This is a genomic window from Brachybacterium sp. p3-SID957 (assembly GCF_025144775.1).
GTDB lineage: Bacteria > Actinomycetota > Actinomycetes > Actinomycetales > Dermabacteraceae > Brachybacterium > Brachybacterium epidermidis.
Genome location: NZ_JALXKT010000048.1, coordinates 1 through 24,476, shown reverse-complemented (window position 1 = coordinate 24,476; position 24,476 = coordinate 1). Strand labels below are relative to the sequence as shown.

The following is a 24,476-nucleotide window of genomic DNA, read 5'->3' as shown; positions in this document are numbered from 1 at the left end:
CGGTCAGGAGACGATCACGAACAGCACGCTGGACAGCGCGAAGGCCAGCAGCGAGATCGTGGTACCGACCACCGACCACGTCTTGAACGTGGTGACCGTGTCGAAGCCGCAGAACTTGCCGATCAGCCAGAAGCCGGAGTCGTTCACGTGGGACCAGCCGATCGAGGCCGCGCAGATGGCGATCACGATGGCGGCCACGGCAATGGTGCCGAAGTCCCCGGCGATCACGGCTGGGGCCATGATCGAGGCGCCGGTGGTGGCGGCCACGGTCGCGGACCCCTGTGCAACGCGCATTGCCATGGTCACCAGGTAGGCGGCCACGATCAGGGGCAGCCCCAGCGCGTCCAAGCTGTCGGCGACCTCGCCGCCGATGCCGGTCTCGGTGAGGATGCGACCGAAGGCGCCACCGGCGCCGGTGATCAGGATGATCGAGCAGACGGGTGCCAGGGCGTCGTCCACCAGCTCCTCGAGCAGGCCGCCCACCTCCTCGCCGCGCTTGCGGCGCGGGATCACGTACAGCAGCAGCATCGCCAGGAGCGCGGACAGGGCCAGGGCCACCGGGGTGGCGCCGATGAGGCGGGAGAACTGGAACCCGACGTTCCCGTCAGTGACAGTGCCCTGCGCCTCCAGAGTGGAGAAGCCGGTGTTGAAGAAGATCAGTACCAGCGGGAGCAGCAGCACCAGGATGATCGCCCAGAACGATGGACGCTCCTCCTCCGGCACCTCACGCGGATCGCCCAACAGGGCGGGAACGGGGGTGTTCGGGTAGCGCTTTGCGATGGCGCGCGCGACCAGGTAGCCACCGAAGTACCAGGTGGGTAGGCCGATCAGCAGGCCCACCACGATCACCAGGCCCACGTCGGCACCCATCACGGTGGCGGCCGCGGTGGGACCTGGGTGCGGGGGCAGCAGGGCGTGCATCATCATGAACGACGCGATCGAGGGCAGCACGTACAGCATGAACGAGCCGCCCAGGCGTCGCGCCACCGTGTAGATGACCGGCAGCATCACGATGAAGCCGGCATCCAGGAAGATCGGGAACGCGTAGATGAGCGAGGCGACGGCGAGAGCCAACGGCGCCCGCTTCTCCCCGAAGGTGTCGAGCATCTTGTCGGCGAGCACCTGCGCGCCGCCGGTGATCTCGATCAATCGGCCCAGCACAGCTCCGAAGCCGACCAGCAGTGCCACGGTGCCGACGGTGTTGCTGAACCCGGCGATGACCACGCCTATGACGTCGGCGACGCTGATGCCGGCGGCGAGGCCCGTGGCAACGGCGATGATCAGCAGGGAGAAGAAGGCGTGCAGCCTCACCTTGATGATGAGGACCAGCAGCAGCACGATCGCCACGGCGGCGATCGTCAGGAGCAGCCAGACAGGCCTTTCCGCGAGAACGAGTTCTTCCACAGAGATCTCCAGGGGATGGGACGGGTCATTGGTCCCGGCGCGGGCATCGGTGCCCGGTCGACGGGGTGGACCCGAAGGTGGGGTGGGGGATGGTCAGTTGTTGCGGGGGGTGGCGCGGGGGGCCGGTCCGAGCTCGGCGAGCAGCTGGGACATCTTGGCGTAGGCCTTGTTGCGGTAGGCGATGAGCTCCTCGGCAGTGGCCTGGTCGTAGTCGCCCAGCAGGCCCTTGCCGTTCTTGACGCCCTTGCGGTCCGCGGCGACGGAGTCCTTGAGGATCTGCGGGGTCGCCAGGCGGTCGCCGTAGGCGTCCTCGAAGGTCACGAAGCAGTTGGCGTACACGTCCAGTCCGGCCTGGTCGGCGATCGCGAAGGGACCGAAGAACCCGAGTCGGAAGCCGAAGGTGGTGCGCACGATGGTGTCGACGTCCTCGGCGGTGGCCACGCCCTCCTCGACGATGGTGGTGGCCTCCTTCAGCAGTACGTACTGCAGGCGGTTCAGCACCATGCCGGGGGTGTCGGCCACCTGGGCGCCCTGGTTGCCGGATCTGGCCAGCAACTCCTTGACCGCGTCGATGGACTCCTGGGTGGTGGCCTCACCGGCCACCAGCTCTACGCCCGGGATGAAGGGAGCAGGGTTGGAGAAGTGGACGGTGAGGAACCGCTCCGGGTTGGTCACCGCGCTCTCAAGCTCCTTGACCGGAATGGTGGAGGTGTTGGTGCCGATGATGGCATCGGGCCGTGCGTGCTTCGAGATGGTGGACAGCACGTCGCGCTTGACGTCGACGCGCTCGAACACGGCCTCCTCGACGAAGTCGACGTCGGCCACGGCCTCCTCGATGGTCTTGCCGGCGGAGATGTTCTTCGCGACGAGCTCGGCGCTGCCGGCGGGGAACAGTCCCTGGTCCTCGAAGGCCTTCGCCTCCTTCTTCAGGCGCTCGAGGGAGGCGTTCGCGTTCTCGACGCTGACATCGGCGATCGCCACGTCGAACCCGGCGATGGCCAGCACCTGGGCGATGCCGCCGCCCATGTAGCCCGCGCCGACGATGGTCACGGTGTTGATGGTCATGGGGTGAGACTCCTGTGTCTGATGTGCGCGTCCCTTCGGGAAGGACGCTGGGTACGACCACGCCGCGGGTCGGGACGGTTCCGCAACCCCGTCGTGGCGTGTGAACGAGGATACAGATCCTATTGGATATTGACTAGGGTGTGAGGGCGGTCATTTCCGCCCGCACCTTCCCGCCCCCCTCCCCACCCAGGACGTGCGACCCATGCCGATCCCCCGCCCGAGGATCTCCCGCGCCCAGGGGATCTGGGCCGTCGGCGTGCTCGCCTACCTGAGCGCGGTCTCCGGCCGCGCCTCCTTCGGCGTGGCCAGCGTCGAGGCCGCGGGCCGCTTCGACGTGGGCGGGGCCGTGCTCAGCCTGTTCGGGGTGGTGCAGCTCGGGACGTACGCGGCCGCACAGATCCCCGCCGGCCTCCTCCTGGACCGCATCGGAGCGCGGCGCATGCTTGTACTGGGGGCCGTGACCATGGCTTTCGGTCAGCTGCTGCTGGCTTTCGTGCTCGACTTGCCCAACTCCCTCACCGCCCGCCTGCTCACGGGAACAGGGGACGCCGCCACCCTGATCAGCGTGGTGCGCCTGATCGCCACCTGGTTCCCCACCGGCCAGGGGCCGGTGTACACACAGCTGGCCACCATGATCGGGCAGTTCGGCCAGGCGGTGGCGGCAGTGCCGTTCTTCGCCCTGCTGGTGCACGCGGGGTGGACCCCGGCCTGGGTGTCCCTGGCCTTCTTGCTGCTGCTGAGCGTGCTGCTGGTGGTGGTCGCGGTCCACGACGAACCGGCCAGCGACGAGGGCACGGCTCCCTCTCCCCCGACCCGTCCGATGCAGGTGCTGCGCGAGGTCTTCGCTTCTCGCTCCGCGTGGTCAGGCTTCTTCGTGCATGCGATGACGCTGCTGACAGTGAACGCGTTCCTGTTCATGTGGGGCGTTCCGTACATGACCGAGGGGCACGTTCTCAGCCCCGCCGAGGTGGGTACCCTGCTCACCGTCAACGTGGTGGTCATGATGGCGATCGGCCCGGTGGTCGGCGTGCTGACCGGCCGCTTCCCGCAACGGCGAGCGCTCATGGGATGGACGGCGGGAGGGATCGTGACCCTCGTCTGGGCCGGGACACTCCTGGCCCCGGGCCCGCTGACCGCTTGGCAGCTGATGCCGCTGATGGTCGCACTCGCCATCGGTTCGGCGACCTGCTCGGTGGGATTCGACCTGGCGCGTACGGGGATCTCACGTCGAGCGATCGGCACCGCCACCGGCATGGCGAACATGGGGGGCTACTCGATGTCACTGGTCGCCGTGCTGCTGATCGGGATCCTGCTCGACGTGGTGGCGCCGGACCGGCCGGCGGCTCTGGACGACTACCGGATCGCGCTGTCCTCGATGGGCGCGCTCATGCTCATCGCCGCGGCGGGACTGCTGGCGACCTCGCGCGAACGTCCTGGCGCACCTCGCTGACCGTCACTCCCCCGTTGGGTGGGGGATCGATCAGCGAGATGGCCGACCGACGCAGCGGCCTCAGTGCATGTGCTTGCCGCCGTCGACGTTGATCGAGGTGCCGCTCACGAAGCTGGAGTCCTCGCTGACCAGGAAATTGATCAGTCCCGCGACCTCTTCGGGCTGCCCCACGCGCTCCAGCGGGATGTTGGCGCTCATCCCCGCCTTGCGCTCATCGGTCAGGGTGCCGCCCATGATGTCGGTGTCGATCGGTCCGGGCAGGATCACGTTGGCGGTGATCCCGTACTTGCCCAGTTCGCGGGCGGTGCCGCGGGTGAGACCCTGGACTCCGGCCTTCGCGGCCGCGTAACCGGTCTTGGAGAACGTGCCGCCGCCGTCGAGTGCGGTGATGGATGCGGTGTTGACGATGCGACCGCCGAAGCCGCCGTCGATCATGCGCTTGGCGGCAGCCTGGGTCATCAGCAGCGTGCCCTTGAGGTTCACGTCCATGACGCGATCCCAGACCTCGGCCGTGAGCTCGAAGAACGAGTGGGGGCTGGGGATGCCAGCGAGGTTCACCAGGGCGGCGATCGGAGGCATCTCCGCGTCGATCCGCTCGAAGGCGGCGTCGACGGCGGCCTGGTCGGAGATGTCGACGCCCACGCCGATCACCTTCATCCCGCTCTCCGCCGCCAGATCGGAGGCGAACTGCTCCACCGCGGTGCCGTCGATATCGGCGGCCACCACGTTCCATCCTTCGGAGACGAGCTTGCGCACCACCTTCCGGCCGATGCCGCGCGGGGCGCCGGCGCCGGTGACGATCGCGGTGCGCTCGTTGGGGAAGGACTGGATCCTGGTGATCTCGATGGTCATGATGTCTCTCCTCGGTGTGAATGGTCCTCGGGTGAGGGTCGAAGGTCGGCCCCGGGGTGGGGTGGGACAGTGCTGAGTCAGCCGGTGGCGCCCAGCACCAGACTGAGCAGGAACAGCAAGGGAATGGACGCCGCCCACATCACGGTGGTCAGCCCGGAGTGTGCCTTCAGCGCAGCGGTGCCCTCCAGGCCTAGGAACCGGGTCACCACCCAGAAGTAGGAGTCGTTGAAGTAGCTGCACACCATCGCCCCGGCCACGCAGGCCATCACGGCCACGAGCGGGTCCAGACCGATGGTCGCCATCACGGGTGCGGTGACGGAGGCGGCGGTGATCATCGAGACCGTGCCCGAGCCCTGGGCAACACGTACGATCGAGGCGATGAGGAACGGCAGCAGGAACGACGGAAGGGGAAGTCCGCCGATCGCCTCGGCGAGGGAGTCTCCGATCCCGGTGTCGCGCAGCACCTGTCCGAGGCCACCGCCGGCACCGGTGATCAGCAGGATCAGACCGGCGTCCGCCGCAGCGTCCCCGAGCCACTTGTGGCTGGTCTTCCGCGGGGTCCAGCGCGGCAGCAGCAGGTACACCGCGAGCACCAGGCCGATCAGGAGGGCGATCACCGGGTCGCCGATGAACACGAACGGGCCGGCCCAGCCGGACGGCTCGTAGTCGGCGGCCACAGCGGTGCCCTGGGCACCCATGTCGATGGCGGTGACCACGGTGTTCATCACGATGAGCAGGATCGGGACCACCAGCGGCAGCAGGCCGACGACCGCACCCACCCGGTGCTGCGGCGCACCTTCGGGACGGTGCTCCGTCAGCTCGGGGCTCCCCGCATCGATCGAGTCGAGGTCGGTGTCCGCACCTGCGCTGCGTGCCCCGGTACGGGCGGGGGCTGTCCGTTGGGCCCGCACGTTGCCGTAGACGGTCTGCTGGATCTCCTCGGAGACGAGGGGTTCGACCTTGGGGCCGATCCACTTCGCGTACAGCGTCACCACCGGGATGAGGAAGGTCGTGAAGGCGAGACCGGCGAGGATCACGGATCCCACGTTCACCCCTAGGAGGCCCGCCACCCCCAGGGGCCCGGGGGTGGGGGGCACGAAGTGATGGGTGATGACCATGCCGCCGGCCAGTGCGATGCCGAGGGTGGCGTAGCCGTACTGCTTCACCTTGGCGATGGCCCTGGCGAGCGGGTTCATGATCACGTACCCGGAGTCGCAGAAGACGGGGATCGAGATCAGGGCACCGATGCTGGTCATCGCCCAGGGCTCGCGCCCCCTCCCTGCGAGCCGCAGGAAGGCGACGGCGATGGCGTGGGCGGCGCCGGAGACCTCGAGGATCTTCCCGATCGCCACACCCAGCCCGATCACGATGCCGATGGACGCCAGGGTGTTGCCGAAGCCCGTCTTGATCGACCCGACGATCCCGGGCAGGGACTGTCCGGCGATGAGCCCGATCACCACCGAGGCGATGAGAAGTCCTGCGAACGCGTCCAGGCGCGTCTTCAGGACGATGACGACGATCAGCGCGATGCCGACCACGAGCGCGACCAGCAGGATCGGATCCATCAGAACTCCTTCGTTCTCCGGTGATCGGACCGCCTTCTCAGCGGTCAGGCAAGCGCTGACCTGAGCACTTGGCGTATGTACTGCACGTTCTCGGCGATCACGCCGAGGGAGTCGGATCCGTAGTGCTCACAGCAGAACGGACCGGAGTAGCCGAGCTCGAGAGCCCTGCGGATCACCTTGCGGTAGTTGATGTAGCCGTACTTCAGCGGCATGGGGGCCGAGGAGTACGCACCGGTGGCCGGGTCGAAGTCTCGCGTGTAGTTCTTGATGTGCCAGAAGTTCGAGTGCGGCAGCACCTTCTCGAAGATGTCCTGCCAGGGCTCCACCTCGCGGTGCAGGCGCACCAGGTTGCCGACATCGGGATTCAGACCCACGACCTGGTGGTCCACGTCGGTGACGAAGGAGACCGCTTCGTCGGCTGTCCCCACGTAGGTGTCCTCGTACATCTCGAGACTGACCTGGATTCCCTGGGCCTGGGCGGCGTCGCCGAGTTCGCGGATGCGCTCGATGGCGAGCTCGCGCAGCGCGGGATCGTCGTGGTGGCCGTCCTCGAGCCAGAACCAGATGGCCTTGTTCTGCGCCTCGGTGGTGGCCTGCATGAAGCCGGTGTTGACCACGGAGACGTCGAAGCTGGGGGCGATCTCAATGAACCGCAGGGCATCGCGCAGGTTCGCCTCCCCGTTCTCGACGTCGACCACGGAGTTGCGGGTCATAGAGATGGAGGCGAGGGTGAGGCCCTCCCCGTCGAGCACCTGGCGGAACTCCTCCAGACGCTCGTCGCTCAGCTTCGCCAGGGGCAGCCAGGCGTCGGTAGGGTCGATCTGGTCGACGCCGAGCTCCTTGACCTGCCGCAGCTGGGAGGCCCAGACGGAGGACGAGGCCTCCAGCGTGGGCGTCCCGTCCGACGTGGTGCTCCCGAAGGACAGCATGTTGGCGCCGATGGGCCAGTTCTCTGCGGTGTACATGAGGTTTCCTTTCACGCAGCGAGGGCGCTGCCTGCTCTGCGTATCGATATCGATGGTAGGTGTGCGGGTCAGGCGTCGACCGCATCCCGCTGGCGGGCGAGATCACGATGGCCCTTGATAGTCGTCAGGATTGGGGGGCCGATGAAAGCCAGGATCGCTATCAGCATGAAGAACGCGGAGAGCGGGCGCTCGAAGACGATCAGCAGGTTCCCGTGGCCCATCGAGGACGTCTGGACAAGGGTGCGCTCCAGCATCGGGCCGAGCACCAGTCCCAGCACCAAAGGGGCAGCGGGGAAGTCGTAGCGCTTCATGAAGTAGCCCAGCACGCCCGCGAAGAACACGATCCATACGGCGAAGAAGTTGTTGCCCACCGCGTACGCGCCCACCAGGCTCAGCACCAGGATGACCGGGTAGAGGTAGCTGTAGGGAACACGGAGAACCTGAGCGAAGACCGGCGCGAGCGGCAGGTTCAGCAACAGCAGGATGAGGTTGCCGAAGAAGAACGAGACCAGCAGGCCCCACACGAGGGCCGGCTGCTGCTCGAAAAGCATCGGTCCGGGCTGGAGCCCGAAGATCACGAACGCGCCCAGCAGGATCGCAGTGGTGCCCGAGCCCGGGATGCCCAGCGCCAGGGTGGGGATGAAGCTCGCGTTCGCCGCGGCGTTGTTGGCGGCCTCCGGGGCCGCGACGCCCTCGACGGTGCCACTGCCGAGCTTCTTGCGGTGCTTGCCCACCCGGCCTTCGAGGCCGTAGGACATGAACGAGGCCAGGGTCGCACCGGCGCCCGGGAGGACTCCCAGGGCGGTACCGAGCACGGTGCCGCGCAGTGAGGGGGGCAGGATGCGCTGAGCCTCGTCCTTCTTCAGCAGCAGATCCCGGAAGCCGGCGCGGATCGGCTTCTCGCCTCCGCGGTGGATCTGGTGCAGCACCTCGCCGATGGCGAAGATGCCGATCATCACGGCCACGAACTCGAGTCCGCTGAGCAGGTTCATGCTTCCAAAGGTGAAGCGGGCGGTGGTGAACCCAGCAGCAATGCCCACCATCGACAGCAGCAAGCCGACGGCGGCCATGATGATGCCCCGCAGCATGTTCTCGCCGGCGAAGGTCACGATGGTGGCCATGCCCAGGAGAATGACCGCGAGAGTCTCCGGCGGTCCGAAGTTCAGGGCCCAGGAGGCCACCGGGGCAGCCAGTGCCAGGAGCACCATCAGCGAGATGATCGCCGCGATGAAGGATGCGATGGCGGAGATGGCGAGGGCGGCACCGGCGCGACCATTGCGGGCCATCTGGTAACCGTCCAGCGTCAGCACAACCGAGGACGAGTCGCCGGGGGTGGAGATCAGGATGGAGCTAATCGACGCCCCGTACTGACTGCCGTAGTAGATGCCGGCGAGCATGATCAGCGCCGTCACCGGTTCCATGGTCAGGGTGACAGGGAGCAGGATCGCCACGCCGGTGGCCGAACCGAGCCCCGGCATCAAGCCGATCACGGTTCCCAGCACCACGCCGACGGCGCACCACAGGAGGTTCTCGGGGCTGACGGCGGTCTCCAGCCCCAGCATCAGATTGTCGATCATCGGAGGTTCCTCACAGGATGCCGAGCATGCCCTGGGGCAGCGGCACGCCGAGCAGTTGGACGAAGATCAGGTAGGCGACGGCCAGCACCGCGAGCGACGCCAGCACGGCGGGGACCAGCGGCTTCTTCTCGACGAACACGACGATGGCGAACATCATCACCGTCAAGGACAGCAGCAGACCGATGACCTGGGTGAGCAGGATCGCGGCGAGCAGGATCCCGAAGATCAGCGGAACGGTGAGCCGGCGCTGCTTCGCGGTACGGCCGAACGTATCGACGTCCTCATCGATCTCGTTGGTCTCGCGGTGGGCGGTGGCCTGCGACGCAGCTGCCTCGGCCGAGAGCTCGTCCGCCAACCCGCCGATGCCGGCCTTGCCCTGCCCCGCCGGAGCAAGGTACATCCGGCCGATCTCCGCCCGGGAGGCCAGCAGGATGAACCCGCCCGTCGCAACGGGCATGAACCCCGGGCCGATCTGGCCGTCTTCTCCGAGGAAGCCGTAGCCCAGACCCATGATGAGCGCCAACGCACCAAGGACTCCCAGCAGACCGGTTCCGACTACGTCGCTCGTCTTCGGGCGCGGGCGCTCTCGCACCTCATTCACGGTGGAGTCAGTCATGACTCTCCTCGTCAGCTTCCGAGCACGGATTCGACGTCCGCGGCGTACTGCTTGAGGTAGGCGACGAACTCATCGCCGTACGCCGTGGTGGGCTGGAGCATGTTGGACTCGATGAACTCGGTGTACGCATCCGTCTGCTCGTACTCCTTGGCCTTCTCGATCCAGTACTCGCGAGCCGCGTCCTCGATGCCGCCGGGGGCGATGAATCCCCTCCACTGCGCGAACGTGACGTTGACGCCTTCCTCCGACCCGGTGGGGATGTCCTTCAGCAGGTCGTACTCGTAGCGCTCCGGGGCCAGGGCGCACAGTGCACGCACATCGCCGGACTCGAGCTGGCCGGTGAGCTCACCGGGGCTGGAGGCCGCGACCTGCACGTGCCCGCCCATCAGCGCGGCGAGCACCTCCGAGCTGGACTCGAAGGTCACCCGCTCCAGGGTGATGCCCTGCTCCTCCTCGATGAGGCTCCAGGCGATGTGGTCGGGGCCGGTGGCGCCGGAGACCGCGGCGGTGAGCTGCTCGGACTTGGCGGCCTCTATGACGTCGGAGATCGACTGGTAGGGCGAATCCGCGGCGACGACGACCAGGTTGAAGTCCTCGCCCGCCTTCATGATCGGGGTGAAGGACTCGTAGGTGAAGTCCACATCCTGCACGATCGGCAGGGTGATCAGGGCCGTCTCGGAGGCCAGCAGCACGCTGCCGTCGCCCTCAGCGTTGCTCAGCCCCGCATAGCCCACGGCACCGGACCCGCCCACCCGGTTCTCGACGGTGATGGTGGCGCCGGTGACCTCTTCGAGTCCCGAGGCGATGGCTCGGCCGGCGATGTCTGATCCGCCACCGGCGGAGAACGGGACGATCATGGTCACGCGATTGCCGGGGTCGAACTCCCCTTCGCCGGATCCGCCGCCGGAGCCGTCAGAGCACGCGGCGAGGGTGAGGCCGACGGCGCCCAGGGCGCCTGCGGAGAGAATGGTGCGTCGCTTCATGATGGATCTCCTCGTTGAGACACGGGCAGCCCGGCCGCATCGGCCTGTGGTAGTCGCCCTACGTCGGGGGCTTGCACTACGTCACTCTACCGTCGATCCTATTGGATAGATGGTTTCAGAGGTGACGATCGTATAACTGCTCGGATGCTGCGGTGACCTCGCCGCGACTAGCGGTAGGCCGTGAGAATGCTGGCGGGTCTCAGGCTGACCGTTGCTCTGATGTCTGGATGCCCAGGCCCACCGAGATGTCGAAGGCGCGCTGGCTGGGGCCCAGATGCGCCACGTTCTTGCCGACGATCTCGTACGCGGTTCCGTGGGCCGGCGTAGCGATCGGCACCGGCAGGCCGCCTTGGACCGTCACGCCCTTGTCAAAGCCCATCAGTTTCACGGCGATCTGGCCCTGATCGTGGTACATCGTCACCACACCGTCGAAGTGGCCGTCGCGGGCCTTGATGAACAGGGTGTCGCTGGGGAACGGTCCCTTCACGTCGATCCCGTCCACCTCGCGGGCGAGTTCAACGCCTGGCGCGATGTGGTCGATCTCCTCGCGACCGAACTGGCCGTTCTCCCCCGCGTGGGGGTTCAGGGCGGCCACCGCGATGCGCGGCTCGGCGACTCCGGTGCCCAGCACCACCTGATTCAGCAGCTGGATCGCCTGGCGGACACGTCCGGCGCTGATGTGCTGGGCGACCTCGGAGAGCGCGATATGCGATGTCACACGCGAGGTGGTCAGGCCCGGGACGAAGTTCAGCTCGCTCGTGAAACCGTCGAAGCCGAGCTCCTTGGCGAACCAGCGCAGCTCGTCCTCCTCGTGCATGCCGGCCAGGTGTAGCGAGGTCTTGTTTAGGGGCAGAAACATGATCGAGTCGACGTCCCCGTCCTTGAACATCGCTAGGGCCTTTTCGAGGTCCTGCATGACGCGCGTGCCCGCATCGACGGAGATCTGCCCGGTCGGCACCTCGATGTCCTGGCGGGGTGAACCAACGAGGTGAACGGCCCCGGTAGTCGGCTCGTCGGCAGTCGGGACCGACACGCCTGCAGCTGCGCACGCACTGTCGAACTCGTCCTGCGAGACCAGCGCTAGTACCTGCGCCTTTTCGAGATTGTCGGGATCGGCGAGCAGCCTCACTGCGAGCTCGGGGCCGATTCCCGAGAAGTCCCCGAAGGTCAGGGCAATGCGGGGGGCGGTGGCGGGCATCATCGTCCTCTTCCGTCGTCGTTCCAGAGCGCACGAGGTTTCGTGACCCCGCGCGAAGCGCTGGCGATCCAATAGGATTCTGTTAATCCTATGGGATGCCGTTCCGGAGTCAAGTGCCTGCGTGAGCCTCGTGGGAGAAGGAGTGTGCCTAGCATGAGAGATCGTGCCCCCCGCTGATGGCCGCGGCAGAATGTACAGCGTTCGCCTAGCCGGGAGACGCGTGTTCCTATAGGATTGAGTTCACCCGGCCAGAGCCCCGTTCCTGATGCGCACGAATAGAGTTGCCGCCCCCACGTGGCACCTGGAGGAAACCACAATGACGTACCTGTTCAACGATCCGTCCGACTTCGCCGCTCAGGCCGTCAAGGGCCTCGCTCTCTCCCACCCCGAGCAGGTGGCGATGGTCCATGGAGGAGTGGTCCGCGCCAGCGAGACCCCGAAGGGCCAACCCGCACTGGTGATCGGAGGCGGAAGCGGCCACTACCCGGCCTTCGCCGGCTGGGTGGGGCCGGGCATGGGACACGGAGCGCCCTGCGGCAACATCTTCTCCTCCCCCTCCTCATCCCAGGTGTACTCGGTGGCGCGCAACGCGGAGAACGGGGGCGGGGTGATCCTGGGCTTCGGCAACTACGCCGGGGATGTGCTGCACTTCGGTGCCGCGGCCGAGAAGCTCCGCGCCGAGGGCGTGGACGTGCGCATCATCAAGGTCAGCGACGACATCATCTCCAACTCCCCGGAGAACCACCGCGATCGTCGCGGCATCGCCGGTGACCTGCCGGTGTTCAAGATCGCCGGGGCCGCGATCGAGGCCGGGGCGGACATCGACGAGGCAGAGCGCATCGCCTGGAAGGCCAATGACGCCACCCGGTCATTCGGGCTGGCGTTCGACGGCTGCACGCTGCCCGGGGCCGACGAGCCGCTGTTCCACGTCGAGGAGGGCCAGATGGGTGTGGGACTGGGCATCCACGGCGAGCCGGGGGTGCGCGACGAGCCCATCGGCACCGCGGACGAGATCGCCACACTGCTGGTCGAGGGCGTGATCGCCGAGCAGCCCGAGCGCTCGCAGGAGGGGTACGAAGGCCGAGCCGCCGTGATCCTCAACGGGCTGGGCACTGTGAAGTACGAGGAGCTGTTCGTGGTCTACACCAAGGTCGCTGAACTGCTCGAGCAGCACGACATCACCCCGGTGCGGCCCGAGGTGGGCGAGTTCGTCACCAGTCTCGACATGGCCGGCCTCTCCCTGACCCTGGTGTACCTCGACGAGGAGCTCGAGCAGCACTGGCTTGCCCCTGTCGACACCCCGGCCTACCGTCGCGGTGCCATGCCGCAGCAGGAGCGTCCCCGACGCACCGACTTCTGGGAGGCAGGGACCGATGAGGTGCCCGAGTCCACCGAGGAGTCCCGCGAGGTGGCGCAGGACATCGTGGGTGTGCTGGACCTGTTCGAACAGGTCTGCGCTCGCGAGGAGGCCGAACTGGGCCGCATCGATGCCATCGCCGGGGACGGCGACCACGGCCAGGGCATGGCCTACGGCTCGAAGGGCGCCGCTGCCGCGGCGCGCGCAGCGGTCGAGGACGGGGCGGGTGCCCGCACCGTCCTGGTCAGGGCCGGCGAGGCCTGGTCCGAGTCGGCCGGCGGCACCTCCGGCGCCCTGTGGGGCGCGGCTCTCATCGCCGCCGGCGGGGTGTTCGACGACCGCGAGGGCAGTGAGCAGCGCACTGTCGTCGATGCGATCGACGCCGGTATCGACGCCGTTCAGCGCCTGGGTGGCGCGAAGGAGGGCGACAAGACCATGGTCGATGCCGCCGCACCCTTCCGCACTGCCCTCGCCGAGAAGTTCACCGGGGACAACGCCTCCGAGGCGATCGTGGAGGCTGCCGCCGTTGCACGGAAGGCCGCCGACGCCACCGCCGACATCACCGCCACCCTGGGGCGCTCCCGGGTCCTCGGCGAGAAGTCCCTGGGCACCCCCGATCCAGGGGCGATCTCCTTCTCGATCCTGATGAAGGAGCTGGGCGAGCATCTCGCCTCCTGAGACTGACCGCGGTGGTCCCGGCGCGCCCCCGGGGCCACCAGCACCGCACGGAAGCACCTGACCACCTGGACCGACAACCGAAGGAGCACATGATGGCTTGGAAGATCATCGTCGGCGGTGACAACGCCGGCTACGGGTACAAGGAAGAGCTCAAGGCACTGCTGGAGGCGGACGATCGTGTGGAGTCCGTGGCCGACGTGGGCGTGGGCAGTGCCGATGACGGCACCTACTACCCGAACATCGCCACTGCCGCCGCCGAGAAGATCGCCGCGGACGAGGCCGACCGCGCCCTGCTGATCTGCGGCACCGGCCTGGGCGTCGCGATCGCCGCCAACAAGGTCCCCGGCATTCGTGCCGTCACCGCGCACGACCTCTACTCCGTGCAGCGTTCGGTGCTGTCGAACAACGCGCAGGTGCTGTGCATGGGCCAGCGCGTGATCGGTCTGGAATCCGCCAAGGAGCTGGTCAAGGTGTGGCTGGACCTCGAGTTCGACCCCACCTCTTCCTCCGCCGCGAAGGTCGACTCGATCTGCGCCTACGACGGCTCCCTCGAGCAGTCCTGACCATGGCCCATGCCCCCGCAGGCTCTTCATCGGCGCCCGCTGTGTGGATCGGCACCAGCTGGAAGATGAACAAGACCCTCGCCCAGGCACGCGCCTGGGCGGAGGGTCTGCGGGATCACCTCGGCGGGAGGGCCCCCGACGGCGTCCAGCCGTTCGTGATCCCCTCGTTCACCGCGACCACGACGGTGGCCGAGGTGTTGGGGCCCGACTCCCCGGTGCTGCTGGGCGTCCAGAACGCCCACTGGGAGGATGCCGGGGCATGGACCGGGGAGGTCTCCGTCCCCCAGGCGAAGGATGCCGGGGCGCAGCTGGTCGAGATCGGCCACTCCGAGCGCCGCGAGCACTTCGGGGAGACCGTGGAGACCACCCGTCTCAAGGTCGCTGCGGCCCTGCGCCATGGCCTGACGCCTCTGCTGTGCATCGGGGAGAGCCTCGAGGTGAAGGAGCGGGGCGGATCCGCGGCCTTCATCCTCGAGCAGGCCGCCGGTGCCCTCGAGGGGCTCGATGACTCGGCCCTGTCCCGCGTGCTCATCGCCTACGAGCCCATCTGGGCCATCGGGGAGAGAGGCAGGCCGGCCGAGGTCGACGAGCTGCTCGAACCCTTCGCCGCACTGGGCGAGGCCTGCACCGGGAAGGTCGCCGGCCTCCTGTACGGCGGCTCCGTGAACCTGGAGAACGCGGCGGGCCTGCTCGGTATCGAGCACGTGAGCGGGCTGTTCGTGGGTCGTACGGCCTGGCAGCTCGAGGGCTACCTGCAGCTGCTGAACATCGCCGAGGCGCACCTGGCCGCGTGAGACGCCCCGGCGCGCCTGCTGAACGGCGTGACCGCGCTGCCCGGTGCGCACACTCCGGCCGCCGCCGACGCCCGGCCGTGGTGCGGCCGGGACTCACAGGGCGGCCGGCACCGCCGCCACGTGCCCGCAGGCCACCAGGGAGCGCGACAGCACGGCGTCCAGATGATCGCCGAGTGCCTTCAGCGCGGCGTCATGGTGGTTCCTGCGCACCTTCTCCAGGATGATCCCGTGCTCGGCGTGCGCCTCATGGGCGTCGAACATCCGCGGCCCGCCCTCCCACGTCTGCCGCATCCGGTGCGTGTGCGTGCGCAGCGTGTCCACCGTCTGCGTGAGGTAGCGATTGCCGGCGTGCTGGAACAGGGTCTGGTGGAAGCCCCAGTCGGCCTGGAAGTGCTCGCGCACGAGCTCGTAGTCGATGTCCTGCTGGGCATCGACCCTCTCGATCACCTCGGCGTGCGCCTGGTGGGCCTGCTCCAGGTCCGCCAGGAACCCCTCCCAGTGCTGGAAGGACCTGCTCAGCGCCGCGGTCTCGATGGTCTTGCGCGCATCCAGCAGCTCCGTCATCTGCTGCGCATCGAGCATCGGCGAGACCACGTAGCCGCGCAGTGCCACGTACTCGACCAGTCCCGACCGCTCCAGGGAGACCATCGCCTCTCGCACAGGCGTGGGCGAGACCTCGAGATCGCGCGCGAGACCGTCGATGCTGAGTCGTGAACCGGGTGCCCAACGGGACTCCATCAGCCGGTTGAGGATCAGCTCCTCCACCTCGTCGCGCAGCACCTGTCGCTTGATCGCCATCTGGGTCCACCTCCATGTTCCTCCGCCGCCAGCCATTCACGGCAGGGACAACCGGAGGGACCGTACCCCGGCGGCGGACCCATCTTCCCATAGGATTTCACCGGGGCTCACGCGAGCCGGTGTCAGCGGGCCTCGGGGTCGGGCTGGTGCAGTCCGAACACGTTGTTCTCGGTGTCGTGGAAGTACCCCTGCCAGGCCATGCCCGGCAGGGCGTACTTGGGCAGGGCCACGCTGCCGCCGGCGGCGATGATCCGCTGGGTCATCTCATCGTAGTCAGCCACCCCGATGGTGAGCACAACACCGGCCACGGGCCCGCCCACCTCGGGGTTCTCCCCGCCAGGGCGGCCCAGGATGGCACCGTCGATGCCCGGTCCATCACCGGTGGTCACCCCGAAATAGGGGGCCCCGGCGTACTCGGACCAGTCCTCCGCGGTCCAGCCGAACACCGAGACGTAGAAGCGGACCGCGCGGGGGATGTCCGCAGCCTGGATCTCGAAGTGCACGGGGCGGCCGCTTGAGTACGGGAAGCCGTCCTCGCCATCGACGGCCGCAGGCGGGGCGGGGGTGTTCTCGGACATGGGGAGTCCTCTCGATCGGTCGCGTCGGCGCGGGACGGTGGCGACACAGTAGACCGCCGCAACAGCTCCTCGCCATAGGCGGGCCGCTCCCCGGCGATCCGCCTGGTACGGAGCCTGCTCTGCACCAAGCCGCCCATCCGACCCGGTGACGTCACCCCAGGCCACCCCGCGTGTCGGAGGCGACGGAGGCCGACGGCGCTCCCGTGCGCAGGCGTCCGCTACCCCCCAGGGGTTCCCCTACCCGCGCGTACTTCCTAACGTGGTAGGCGTCACATCCCCCATCGGAAGGAGTGCACCATGTCGAACGATCGTCCCGCGGACGGCGGTGCCATCACCGGCACCACGGACAAGAACTACAACCTGATCTGGTTCACCGAGCAGTGCCTGAACAACGCCCTGCGCCTGGAGGCCTACCGGAAGGACGCCGAGGAAGCCGGCGACACCGAGCTGGCCGAGCTGTTCACGAAGGCCCAGGCCGACAGTCAGAAGGGCGCGCAGATCGCCCAGAAGCTGCTCGCCACCCGACTGAAGGAGAGCTGATCCCCATGGCCGCCGCTCCCTGCGACGTGTGCGGGAACGAGTACGACGACCCCATCACCATCACCCAGGGCGATCGCACCGGCACCTTCGACAGCTTCGAGTGCGCCATCCACGCCATAGCACCCACCTGCGGCCACTGCGGCTGCCGCGTGATCGGCCACGGCTACCGGGAGGGCTCCACGATCTACTGCTGCGAGCACTGCGCGACGCACTGATCACGCCCGCTGCCCGGGTACCGCACCGCCGGTGACGACGCCCGGGACGCCGCGCCCGACCTGTCCCGTTCGCCTGTCAGTACCCGAAGGCGAACGGGGCATCGGTGGTCCCGGGTGAGGTGACGACGAGCGCGGCCCCGACAAGCGCCAACGGCGAGGCATTCGGGATCTCCGTCGTCGACGGCCACGGACTCCGGTTGCGGGCCTACACGCTCGAGGGGAGCACCATCGTCTCCCTGCACGGTGCGGTCATTGACGCTGAGGGGCGCTGCAGTCTCGCGGAGCTCGGGGTCTGAGCACGCCGCGCCGCAGGACTTGCCTCCAGGCAGGACATCAGGCAGGCACTCCGTCGATGTCGGGTACGGGGCCACCTGGAGGACCCGGAGCCATGATCTGCGTATCGGTCTGCCAGGTATCCACGGACATGAAGTTCTCGTCGAACTCCGCCTCGGAGAGGAACAGCTCGTGGGGTTCGGGCCGCGACGCCCCGGAGGGGTCGATGGGGAGAACTCCCCGTGTGGACGACCCCCGGGAGCGACCCGGCAGCCCGGCCGTCAGCTCTGTTCGAGGGTGACCGGCTGCCCGGTGCGCACCGACTCCTGCGCGGCCGCGACGATGCGCACGGTGCGCAGGCCCGTCTCCCCCGTCGGCTCCACGGCCTCACCTGTGCGGACGGCATCGAGGAAGGCGTCGATCAGCAGGGCGTCGTAGTTCGGCCCGTAGGGATGCCATTGACCCTGGCCGCCGACGTGGTGGGCGAAGGCATCGATGTGCATCTGCCCGCCGGTGCCCAGGGCCTGCAGGGTGAGCCCGCCCCAGGTGGGGGCGTCCTTGGGCTGGGACCAGGAGCAGTCGATGGTGGCGACCAGGCCGGAGTCGTAGGTGAGGGTGACCAGGCCGCCGGTCTCCGCTCCCTCGCCGGCGGTGTCCGCCCACAGGATGCGGTTGGCCACGGCGTGGACGGTGCGGGGCGGGCCGAACATCGAGTCGAGGATCTCGGCCAGGTGCACCGTGTGGTCCACCAGCGCGCCGCCGCCGGAGAGCTCGGTGTCGCTGAACCAGGCGCGACCACCGGGCAGCTTGCCGTTGTTGGTGCCGGTCAGGCCGACGATCTGGCCCAGTGCACCCTCGGCGACCGCTGTGCGCAGCTGCTCGACAGCGGGAGCGAAGTGCACGGGGAACGCGGTCATCAGCACCACCCCGGCCTCGCGGCACGCCTCGACCATGGCCTCGGCGTCGGCGACGGTGGTGGCCAGCGGCTTCTCGCACAGCACGTGCACGCCCCGGCGGGCGGCCTCCAGCACCTGATCGCGGTGGTGCGCGTTTGCGCTGGTGACGATGACGGCGTCGGGGCCGCCCGGCCAGGCGTTCCAGGCCTCCTCGTCGGAGGAGACCAGGCGGCCTCCGGGCCCGGTGCGGTACTCGCCGTATCCCTCCGGGTCCGAGACCACCAGGTCCACGTCCCCGCGAGCCTCCAGGGCGGCGGCGTACGCGTGGGCGTGGGTGTGGGCGATGCTCAGGATCGCGACCTTGAGGCGGGGGGTGTTGTCGTTCAGCATGGGATGCTCCGTCCGGTGCGCAGGGACTCGAGGGCGGCGCGGGAGACCTCCACGACGTAGGCGCCATCGGCCGCGGAGACTCGCGAGGGGGCACCGCTGGTGATCGCGGCGGTGAACTCGAGGATCTCCTCGGTGTAGGGGCTGCGCATGGAGCTGACGTCGGGCAGGTACCCGCCGTCGCCCTGGCTGCGGGCCGAGGCCACCGCGTCCAGCTGCACGGCCGGGTCGCCGTCGGAATCGTACTGGAGGCGGCCGGCGTCCCCGGCGATGTCGAAGGTGTAGCGGAAGGCGGTGCCAGGCGGGCCCCACAGGCCGCGGCAGTGGCTGATGGCGCCGCCGGTGTGGGTGAGCACCACGTGGCCGGTGCGCACCAGGTCGGGGCCCTCCCCCGCAAACTGCTGGGCATACACGCTGCTGACGGGCCCGGCGATCCAGATCGCCTGGTCCAGGTCGTGGATCATCTGGTCCATGATGATGCCGCCGGAGGCCTCGTCATCGGCGTACCAGTCCTGTCCCGGCGCCGCCCCGGTGCGCTCGTAGCGCAGCACTGCGGGAGTGCCGACGGCGCCGCCCTCCACGGCCTTCTTCGCGGCGGCGTACTGGGGGAAGTAGCGCACCACGTGGGCGGGATACAGGTGGCGGCCCGCCCGCTCGGCGTGCTCGACGACGGCACGGGAGTCCTCCACGGTCAGCGTCAGCGGCTTCTCGCACACGACGTCCACGCCCGCGTCCAGGGCGGCGTGGACGATCTCGGCGTGCGCCGTGGTGGGGGTGCACACGTCCGCCACGTCCACCGCGGCAAGCAGCTCGTCCAGGGTGCCGTGCACGGTGGCGCCGTACTGCTCGGCGAAGCGATCGGCCCCGGAGAGGCTGTAGCAGTGCAGGTCCACGCCGAGCTCGAGCCAGCCGGGTGCGTGCTGGTGGGAGATCCCACCGGTGCCGATGATGCCGACGCGCAGGGCGGCGGCTGGGCCTCTGCTCGGAGTCGGGTCCTGGTGGGGCATGTCATCTCTCCGTCGCGGGAGGGGTCGATGGGCTCGCCGGGGCCGGTCGGGTACGGCAGGTCCGGTTCGGCGCCTGCTGCACGTCCGGTTCGGCGTCGCCATCGATCCTAGCCCGATCCGTGCACGTTCACGTTGACGTCGTCGCAGTTCATGTGCGACAACCAGACCGGGGGCCGAGCTGGCCAGGTCAACCTGCACGCAGCAGCCGGATCAGTCCTTGCGCAGCAGCCGGGTCAGCCCTTGCGCAGAAGCCTGGTCGGTTCGTGTCGTGCGCAGCGGCCGGGTCAGTCCTTGCGCAGAAGCGGGGCCAACTCCTGCGCCCAGTCGCGCACGGCGTCCAGATCGCGGAAATCTCCGGTGGGGGTGCGCATGGACTTCAGCAGCAGCCGCTCGTGCACGGGGATCTTGTCCATGATCACCCAGCCGGGGAAGTTCTTGACCGCCACCGGGGAGAAGCCCAGCATCTCCACGAAGGCGTCGGCGGCCTTCTGGCGGCCGCCCTTGGCCGGATCGGCTGCGGAGCCGGAGCAGGTGAACAAGGCCATGGGACGGGAGGACAGCTGCTCGCGGTGGGTCTTGGCCCAGTTCGTGGCGGGTTTCTCGGCGGCGTCGATGCGCACGCCGGTGCCGAGCACCACGGCGTCGTAGCGGGAGGGGTCGGGTCCCTCGTTCACGTCCACCACCTCGGTGGCGACGCCTGCGGCGGTCAGGGTCTCGGCGATGGTCTCGGCAAGCGTGAGGGTGGCGCCGGAGTGGGTGGCGTACGTGACGAGAACGGTCATGCGATCACTATCGCACCGGGGAGGGGCCGGGTCGAGGGACTCCGGGACGATCTGCGGCGCGCGGGCGTGCGGCACACTGGGCACATGAGCGGAGTGCGCGACGGCCAGGACCTGATGCACATCGGTGCTGTTGCCGAACGCACCGAGCTGAGCCTGCGCACGTTGCGTCACTACGACGAGATCGGCCTGGTGACCCCGTCGGCCCGCAGCGAGGGCGGGTTCCGCCTGTACACCGAGGCCGATGTGGAGCGGATCCTGCTGATCCGGCGGATGAAACCGCTCGGGTTCACCCTCCAGCAGATGCAGGAGCTGCTGGACATCACCGACGCCGTGACCGCGCCCGATACGACGAATGCGTCCGATTCCGCTGACGCACCTGCCGATGCAGTGGACCGCCTGCGCGCCTTCGAGGAGTCGGCGATCGAGCGACGCCGAGCCCTGGAGAAGCAGGTGGTCATGGCCGACGAGTTCCTGGCCCGACTGCGCGATCTGACCGGCCGCTGAGGCACCCCGCACGCCGAAGCACCCTGAGACGGACCCACATGCCGAAACAGCCCCTGTGAGGCACGACGCACGCACAGTTCCCCAACCATGACGTAGCGTGAGGGTCGGCGTCGTGGCCCGTGGTCCGTCATGGCGCCGCGAGGCACAGCGCCGCCGATCTCCCGTCTGCCGATCTCCCGTCTGCAGATCTCCCGTCTGCAGGCCTCCGGCCGGACCGACAGGCCGGCCCGTCGGCCCGCACCCGCTGCCGCATCGCTGACGCAGCCCGACATCCCGAGCCCCCGCGCACGTCTCCCCGAGGACCCCTATGACCGCCTCCCCCACCACGCTCGATCCTGCCGCGCCCGACTCCGGAGCACCGCATCCGCAGCACTCCCAGCAGCAGCCCACCCGCGTTCGCGAGGTGCTGCGCGATCCTCGCCGACTGAAGACCGAGGTCCTCGCCGGGCTGGTGGTGGCCCTGGCCCTGATCCCCGAGGCGATCTCCTTCTCAATCCTGGCGGGCGTGGACCCGCGGCTGGGCCTGTTCGCCTCCTTCACCATGGCCGTGACCATCGCCTTCGTGGGAGGGCGCCCCGCGATGATCTCCGCGGCCACCGGTGCCGTGGCGCTGGTGATCGCTCCCGTCGCGGCCGAGCACGGGGTGGACCACCTGATCGCCACCGTGATCCTGGCCGGCCTGCTGCAGATCCTGCTGGCGGTGCTGGGGGTGGCGAAGCTGATGCGGTTCATCCCCCGCTCCGTGATGACCGGCTTCGTCAACGCCCTGGCGATCCTGATCTTCATCGCCCAGCTGCCGCACCTGATCGGCCCGGACCTGCCGTGGCTGGTGTACCCGCTGACGGCCGCGGGCCTGCTGATGCTGGTGGCCCTGCCCCGGCTCACCAAGGCCGTTCCCGCCCCGCTGATCGCGATCGTGGTGCTCACCGTGCTGGTGGTGGCGGCGGGATGGCGGGTGCCCGATGTGGGCAGCCAGGGCGAGCTGCCCGACTCCCTGCCCCAGCTGCTGATCCCGGATGTGCCCTTCACGCTGGAGACCCTGCGGATCATCGCCCCGTACGCCCTGGCCATGGCCATGGTGGGGCTGATGGAGTCGCTGCTGACCGCGAAGCTGGTGGACGACATCACCGACACCCACTCCGACAAGACCCGCGAGAGCTGGGGCCAGGGCGTGGCCAACGTGGTCACCGGCTTCTTCGGCGGCATGGGCGGCTGCGCCATGATCGGCCAGACCATGATCAACGTGAAGGAGTCCGGCGCCCGCACGCGGCTGTCCACCTTCCTGGCCGGCGTGTTCCTGCTGATCCTGGTGGTGGCCCTCGGCGACATCGTGGGCCTGATCCCGATGGCCGCACTGGTGGCCGTGATGATCATGGTCTCGGTGGGCACCTTCGACTGGCACAGCATCCGCCCCTCCACGCTGCGACGCATGCCGCTGTCGGAGACGGCCGTCATGGCCACCACCGTGATCGCGACCGTGGTCACCGACAACCTCGCGATCGGCGTGGTGCTGGGCGTGGTGTGCGCGATGGTCATGTTCGCCCGGCGGGTGGCGCACCTGACCCGCATCGAGAAGGTGTGGGAGACCGATGTGGACGGCGACGGCAGCGTGGACATCCGCCGCTACCGGGTGATCGGCCAGCTGTTCTTCGCCTCGAGCAACGACCTGGTGTACCAGTTCGACTACGCCGGCGACCCGGAGACGGTCATCATCGACCTCACCGACGCCGACGTGTGGGACGCCTCCACGGTGGCCTCCCTGGACGCGGTGCAGTCGAAGTACGCCGCCCGCGGCAAGGAGGCCCGCATCATCGGCCTCGAGGGTGCCGGTGCCGAGCGCCTGGAGCGCCTCTCGGGGAACCTGGGCGAAGGGCACTGACAGCCGGGGCCGACGCAGACGGTCAGAGCAGGGAGGCGTACAGCTCTCGGATCTCGTCACGGGTGGCGGGGCGCGGGTTGCCCGGGGTGCACACGTCGGCGAAGGCGTCGTCGGCCAGGTCGTCCAGGCCCTCCTCGCTCACACCGACCTCGCTGATCCTCGTGGGATTGCCCAGGTCGCGGGTGAGTGCGGCGACGGCCTCGCAGGCGGCCTCGCGCACCTGCTCCAGCTCCATCTCGCGGGCGCCCTCGACGCCGAAGGCCAGGGCGATGTCGCGGTACTTCTCGCCGGTGTGCTCGGCGTTGTACCGCAGTACCGGCGCCAGCAGGATGCCGTTGGCCAGGCCGTGCGGGGCGTCGTAGCGGCCGCCCAGGGGGTGGGCCATGCCGTGCACCAGGCCCAGGCCGACGTTGGAGTAGCCCATGCCGGCGATGTAGCTGGCGTAGGCCATCTTCTCGACGGCGTCGGCGTCGCCCTCGGCTGCCTTGCGCAGGTTGGCGGCGATCATCTGGATGGACTTCAGGTGCAGCGCGTCGGAGAGCTCCCAGGCGCCGGGGGTGATGTAGCCCTCGATGGCGTGGGTGAGGGCGTCCAGGCCGGTGGCGACCTTGAGGGAGCGGGGCATGCCGTCCATCAGGTCGGGGTCCACGATGGCCATCACCGGGATGTCGTGCGGGTCCACGCATACGAACTTCCGCTCCTTGGCGGCATCGGTGATGACGTAGTTGATGGTGGTCTCGCTGGCGGTGCCGGCGGTGGTGGGGATGCCGATGATCGGGACGGCCGGGTTCTTGGTGCCGGCCACGCCCTCCAGGGACAGCACGTCGGAGAACTCGGGGTTGGCGGCGATGATGCCGATGGCCTTGGCGGTGTCCTGCGGGGAGCCGCCGCCCAGGCCGATGATGACGTCAGCCCCGGCCTCCTGGAAGGCCTTCACCCCGGCCTGCACGTTCTCCACCGGCGGGTTGGGGACCACGTCGGAGAAGATCTCGTAGGGGAAGGAGGCCAGGTCCAGCAGATCGGTGACGCGGGCGGCGGTGCCGGTCTCCAGCAGCACGGCGTCGGTGATCAGGAAGGCCTTGGTGTACCCCCGGCGACGCAGCTCGGGCACCAGCTCCTGCAGGGCGCCTCGACCGAAGTAGCCGGTCTGGTTGAAGATCATGCGGTAGGCCATGGGAGATGGTTCCTCTCGTGCTCCGGTCGCGGGCAGCGGCCTGGGGTGGGCGCGCCAGCGGAGCAGTCTTGGCCAGCGCAGTCTCCGCCGCGTGTCAATCGATTCACAGACAGTCTCCCCCGGAGCGGCGTCGTGCAGCGGGGGCTTACGTCCTGGTCGCGCTGCCTTCATCCGATGCCTTGCGCCAGGGTGGTGCTGTGTGCACGTCGCGTCAGGCCGTACGCACGGTCATCGACCCCGCTTCCAGGCACGGGATCGCTCCCTCGAGCGCCGCAGATCGTTCCCCGGCCATGGGGTCCCGTGGGTACTGGATGCACATAAGCACAGGTCATACGCATGGGTGGGGAGCAACGACGGCTCTGTGGGCCCGCCGGCG

The 24,476-nt window shown here is 68.7% G+C and carries 23 protein-coding genes; 8 read left to right on the top strand and 15 right to left on the bottom strand.

Translation table 11 applies throughout. The features are described 5' to 3' along the window. Nucleotides 1-3: 3 nt before the first annotated feature. Nucleotides 4-1,404, bottom strand: coding sequence for a GntP family permease (locus M3B01_RS10635; RefSeq protein ID WP_259791974.1), 1,401 nt, complete (start codon nt 1,402-1,404; stop codon nt 4-6). Nucleotides 1,405-1,497: 93 nt separating this feature from the next. Next, nucleotides 1,498-2,469 carry a 3-hydroxyacyl-CoA dehydrogenase family protein gene (locus M3B01_RS10630; RefSeq protein WP_259791973.1) on the bottom strand — a complete coding sequence of 324 codons (972 nt, stop codon included), beginning with the start codon at nt 2,467-2,469 and terminating at the stop codon, nt 1,498-1,500. A 202-nt stretch (nt 2,470-2,671) separates the two neighbouring features. Here M3B01_RS10630 and M3B01_RS10625 point away from each other — a divergent pair, with 202 nt between their 5' ends. Further along, nucleotides 2,672-3,919 (top strand): nitrate/nitrite transporter, encoded by a 1,248-nt coding sequence (locus M3B01_RS10625; RefSeq protein ID WP_259791971.1) that lies wholly within the window; start codon nt 2,672-2,674, stop codon nt 3,917-3,919. 60 nt (nt 3,920-3,979) lie between these two features. Here M3B01_RS10625 and M3B01_RS10620 read toward each other — a convergent pair whose 3' ends face one another. The 7 genes from M3B01_RS10620 to M3B01_RS10590 all read right to left on the bottom strand — a co-directional run bounded on the left by M3B01_RS10620 (nt 3,980) and on the right by M3B01_RS10590 (nt 11,675). Continuing rightward, nucleotides 3,980-4,771: an SDR family NAD(P)-dependent oxidoreductase gene (locus M3B01_RS10620; RefSeq protein ID WP_259791970.1), complete on the bottom strand. Its 792-nt coding sequence runs from the start codon at nt 4,769-4,771 to the stop codon at nt 3,980-3,982. 77 nt (nt 4,772-4,848) lie between these two features. Further along, the gene (locus tag M3B01_RS10615) at nt 4,849-6,336 is read right to left on the bottom strand and encodes a GntP family permease (protein WP_259791953.1); all 1,488 of its coding nucleotides are present in this window, start codon (nt 6,334-6,336) and stop codon (nt 4,849-4,851) included. A 44-nt stretch (nt 6,337-6,380) separates the two neighbouring features. Further along, nucleotides 6,381-7,301, bottom strand: a complete 921-nt coding sequence (locus M3B01_RS10610) for a sugar phosphate isomerase/epimerase (protein ID WP_259791951.1) — start codon at nt 7,299-7,301, stop codon at nt 6,381-6,383. A gap of 68 nt (nt 7,302-7,369) precedes the next feature. Beyond that, a complete protein-coding gene (locus M3B01_RS10605) occupies nt 7,370-8,878 on the bottom strand; it encodes a tripartite tricarboxylate transporter permease (protein ID WP_259791949.1) in 1,509 nt (502 codons plus the stop codon). A gap of 10 nt (nt 8,879-8,888) precedes the next feature. Continuing rightward, a complete protein-coding gene (locus M3B01_RS10600) occupies nt 8,889-9,494 on the bottom strand; it encodes a tripartite tricarboxylate transporter TctB family protein (RefSeq protein WP_259791946.1) in 606 nt (201 codons plus the stop codon). Nucleotides 9,495-9,505: 11 nt separating this feature from the next. After that, on the bottom strand, nt 9,506-10,477 hold the full coding sequence (locus tag M3B01_RS10595) for a tripartite tricarboxylate transporter substrate binding protein (RefSeq protein WP_259791944.1): 972 nt from the start codon (nt 10,475-10,477) through the stop codon (nt 9,506-9,508). A gap of 199 nt (nt 10,478-10,676) precedes the next feature. Continuing rightward, on the bottom strand, nt 10,677-11,675 hold the full coding sequence (locus M3B01_RS10590) for a 4-hydroxythreonine-4-phosphate dehydrogenase PdxA (protein ID WP_259791943.1): 999 nt from the start codon (nt 11,673-11,675) through the stop codon (nt 10,677-10,679). A 316-nt stretch (nt 11,676-11,991) separates the two neighbouring features. On the opposite strand from M3B01_RS10590, the gene M3B01_RS10585 reads away from it, so the two are divergent. The 3 genes from M3B01_RS10585 to M3B01_RS10575 all read left to right on the top strand — a co-directional run bounded on the left by M3B01_RS10585 (nt 11,992) and on the right by M3B01_RS10575 (nt 15,067). Continuing rightward, nucleotides 11,992-13,710: a dihydroxyacetone kinase family protein gene (locus tag M3B01_RS10585; RefSeq protein WP_259791941.1), complete on the top strand. Its 1,719-nt coding sequence runs from the start codon at nt 11,992-11,994 to the stop codon at nt 13,708-13,710. Nucleotides 13,711-13,802: 92 nt separating this feature from the next. After that, entirely contained in the window at nt 13,803-14,273 is a 471-nt protein-coding gene (locus M3B01_RS10580) for a ribose-5-phosphate isomerase (RefSeq protein ID WP_259791939.1), read from the top strand. Nucleotides 14,274-14,275: 2 nt separating this feature from the next. After that, a complete protein-coding gene (locus M3B01_RS10575; protein WP_259791938.1) occupies nt 14,276-15,067 on the top strand; it encodes a triose-phosphate isomerase in 792 nt (263 codons plus the stop codon). Between the two features lie 93 nt (nt 15,068-15,160). On the opposite strand, the gene M3B01_RS10570 is transcribed toward M3B01_RS10575, so the two are convergent. Together M3B01_RS10570 and M3B01_RS10565 are read right to left on the bottom strand one after the other, a co-directional pair. Next, entirely contained in the window at nt 15,161-15,865 is a 705-nt protein-coding gene (locus tag M3B01_RS10570; RefSeq protein ID WP_259791936.1) for a GntR family transcriptional regulator, read from the bottom strand. A 122-nt stretch (nt 15,866-15,987) separates the two neighbouring features. Beyond that, nucleotides 15,988-16,443, bottom strand: a complete 456-nt coding sequence (locus tag M3B01_RS10565; RefSeq protein ID WP_259791935.1) for a VOC family protein — start codon at nt 16,441-16,443, stop codon at nt 15,988-15,990. A 297-nt stretch (nt 16,444-16,740) separates the two neighbouring features. Here M3B01_RS10565 and M3B01_RS10560 point away from each other — a divergent pair, with 297 nt between their 5' ends. Next, a complete protein-coding gene (locus M3B01_RS10560; protein ID WP_259791934.1) occupies nt 16,741-16,983 on the top strand; it encodes a hypothetical protein in 243 nt (80 codons plus the stop codon). Nucleotides 16,984-16,988: 5 nt separating this feature from the next. After that, complete coding sequence (locus M3B01_RS10555) at nt 16,989-17,198, top strand: hypothetical protein (protein ID WP_259791933.1); 210 nt, start codon at nt 16,989-16,991, stop codon at nt 17,196-17,198. 554 nt (nt 17,199-17,752) lie between these two features. On the opposite strand, the gene M3B01_RS10550 is transcribed toward M3B01_RS10555, so the two are convergent. The 3 genes from M3B01_RS10550 to M3B01_RS10540 all read right to left on the bottom strand — a co-directional run bounded on the left by M3B01_RS10550 (nt 17,753) and on the right by M3B01_RS10540 (nt 20,543). Beyond that, nucleotides 17,753-18,757 carry a Gfo/Idh/MocA family protein gene (locus M3B01_RS10550; RefSeq protein WP_259791932.1) on the bottom strand — a complete coding sequence of 335 codons (1,005 nt, stop codon included), beginning with the start codon at nt 18,755-18,757 and terminating at the stop codon, nt 17,753-17,755. Next, the gene (locus tag M3B01_RS10545) at nt 18,751-19,761 is read right to left on the bottom strand and encodes a Gfo/Idh/MocA family protein (RefSeq protein WP_259791931.1); all 1,011 of its coding nucleotides are present in this window, start codon (nt 19,759-19,761) and stop codon (nt 18,751-18,753) included. Before M3B01_RS10545 ends, M3B01_RS10550 begins: the two co-directional genes overlap by 7 nt. Before the next feature lie 284 nt (nt 19,762-20,045). Further along, nucleotides 20,046-20,543 (bottom strand): flavodoxin domain-containing protein, encoded by a 498-nt coding sequence (locus tag M3B01_RS10540; protein WP_259791930.1) that lies wholly within the window; start codon nt 20,541-20,543, stop codon nt 20,046-20,048. Nucleotides 20,544-20,627: 84 nt separating this feature from the next. On the opposite strand from M3B01_RS10540, the gene M3B01_RS10535 reads away from it, so the two are divergent. Together M3B01_RS10535 and M3B01_RS10530 are read left to right on the top strand one after the other, a co-directional pair. Continuing rightward, nucleotides 20,628-21,047, top strand: a complete 420-nt coding sequence (locus M3B01_RS10535) for a MerR family transcriptional regulator (RefSeq protein WP_228018765.1) — start codon at nt 20,628-20,630, stop codon at nt 21,045-21,047. A gap of 307 nt (nt 21,048-21,354) precedes the next feature. Then, nucleotides 21,355-22,926 (top strand): SulP family inorganic anion transporter, encoded by a 1,572-nt coding sequence (locus tag M3B01_RS10530; RefSeq protein WP_259791928.1) that lies wholly within the window; start codon nt 21,355-21,357, stop codon nt 22,924-22,926. Nucleotides 22,927-22,948: 22 nt separating this feature from the next. On the opposite strand, the gene fucO is transcribed toward M3B01_RS10530, so the two are convergent. After that, nucleotides 22,949-24,100 carry a lactaldehyde reductase gene (gene fucO, locus M3B01_RS10525; protein ID WP_259791926.1) on the bottom strand — a complete coding sequence of 384 codons (1,152 nt, stop codon included), beginning with the start codon at nt 24,098-24,100 and terminating at the stop codon, nt 22,949-22,951. Nucleotides 24,101-24,476: the final 376 nt, after the last annotated feature.

Bases quoted from the DNA above. Each gene is read 5' to 3' on its own strand.
- fucO (WP_259791926.1), bottom strand. From the start codon at position 24,100: ATGGCCTACCGCATGATCTTCAACCAGACCGGCTACTTCGGTCGAGGC.
- M3B01_RS10585 (WP_259791941.1), top strand. From the start codon at position 11,992: ATGACGTACCTGTTCAACGATCCGTCCGACTTCGCCGCTCAGGCCGTC.
- M3B01_RS10625 (WP_259791971.1), top strand. From the start codon at position 2,672: ATGCCGATCCCCCGCCCGAGGATCTCCCGCGCCCAGGGGATCTGGGCC.
- M3B01_RS10615 (WP_259791953.1), bottom strand. From the start codon at position 6,336: ATGGATCCGATCCTGCTGGTCGCGCTCGTGGTCGGCATCGCGCTGATC.
- M3B01_RS10595 (WP_259791944.1), bottom strand. From the start codon at position 10,477: ATGAAGCGACGCACCATTCTCTCCGCAGGCGCCCTGGGCGCCGTCGGC.
- M3B01_RS10560 (WP_259791934.1), top strand. From the start codon at position 16,741: ATGTCGAACGATCGTCCCGCGGACGGCGGTGCCATCACCGGCACCACG.
- M3B01_RS10620 (WP_259791970.1), bottom strand. From the start codon at position 4,771: ATGACCATCGAGATCACCAGGATCCAGTCCTTCCCCAACGAGCGCACC.
- M3B01_RS10575 (WP_259791938.1), top strand. From the start codon at position 14,276: ATGGCCCATGCCCCCGCAGGCTCTTCATCGGCGCCCGCTGTGTGGATC.
- M3B01_RS10590 (WP_259791943.1), bottom strand. From the start codon at position 11,675: ATGCCCGCCACCGCCCCCCGCATTGCCCTGACCTTCGGGGACTTCTCG.
- M3B01_RS10555 (WP_259791933.1), top strand. From the start codon at position 16,989: ATGGCCGCCGCTCCCTGCGACGTGTGCGGGAACGAGTACGACGACCCC.
- M3B01_RS10580 (WP_259791939.1), top strand. From the start codon at position 13,803: ATGGCTTGGAAGATCATCGTCGGCGGTGACAACGCCGGCTACGGGTAC.
- M3B01_RS10565 (WP_259791935.1), bottom strand. From the start codon at position 16,443: ATGTCCGAGAACACCCCCGCCCCGCCTGCGGCCGTCGATGGCGAGGAC.
- M3B01_RS10605 (WP_259791949.1), bottom strand. From the start codon at position 8,878: ATGATCGACAATCTGATGCTGGGGCTGGAGACCGCCGTCAGCCCCGAG.
- M3B01_RS10610 (WP_259791951.1), bottom strand. From the start codon at position 7,301: ATGTACACCGCAGAGAACTGGCCCATCGGCGCCAACATGCTGTCCTTC.
- M3B01_RS10545 (WP_259791931.1), bottom strand. From the start codon at position 19,761: ATGCCCCACCAGGACCCGACTCCGAGCAGAGGCCCAGCCGCCGCCCTG.
- M3B01_RS10540 (WP_259791930.1), bottom strand. From the start codon at position 20,543: ATGACCGTTCTCGTCACGTACGCCACCCACTCCGGCGCCACCCTCACG.
- M3B01_RS10600 (WP_259791946.1), bottom strand. From the start codon at position 9,494: ATGACTGACTCCACCGTGAATGAGGTGCGAGAGCGCCCGCGCCCGAAG.
- M3B01_RS10570 (WP_259791936.1), bottom strand. From the start codon at position 15,865: ATGGCGATCAAGCGACAGGTGCTGCGCGACGAGGTGGAGGAGCTGATC.
- M3B01_RS10550 (WP_259791932.1), bottom strand. From the start codon at position 18,757: ATGCTGAACGACAACACCCCCCGCCTCAAGGTCGCGATCCTGAGCATC.
- M3B01_RS10530 (WP_259791928.1), top strand. From the start codon at position 21,355: ATGACCGCCTCCCCCACCACGCTCGATCCTGCCGCGCCCGACTCCGGA.
- M3B01_RS10630 (WP_259791973.1), bottom strand. From the start codon at position 2,469: ATGACCATCAACACCGTGACCATCGTCGGCGCGGGCTACATGGGCGGC.
- M3B01_RS10535 (WP_228018765.1), top strand. From the start codon at position 20,628: ATGAGCGGAGTGCGCGACGGCCAGGACCTGATGCACATCGGTGCTGTT.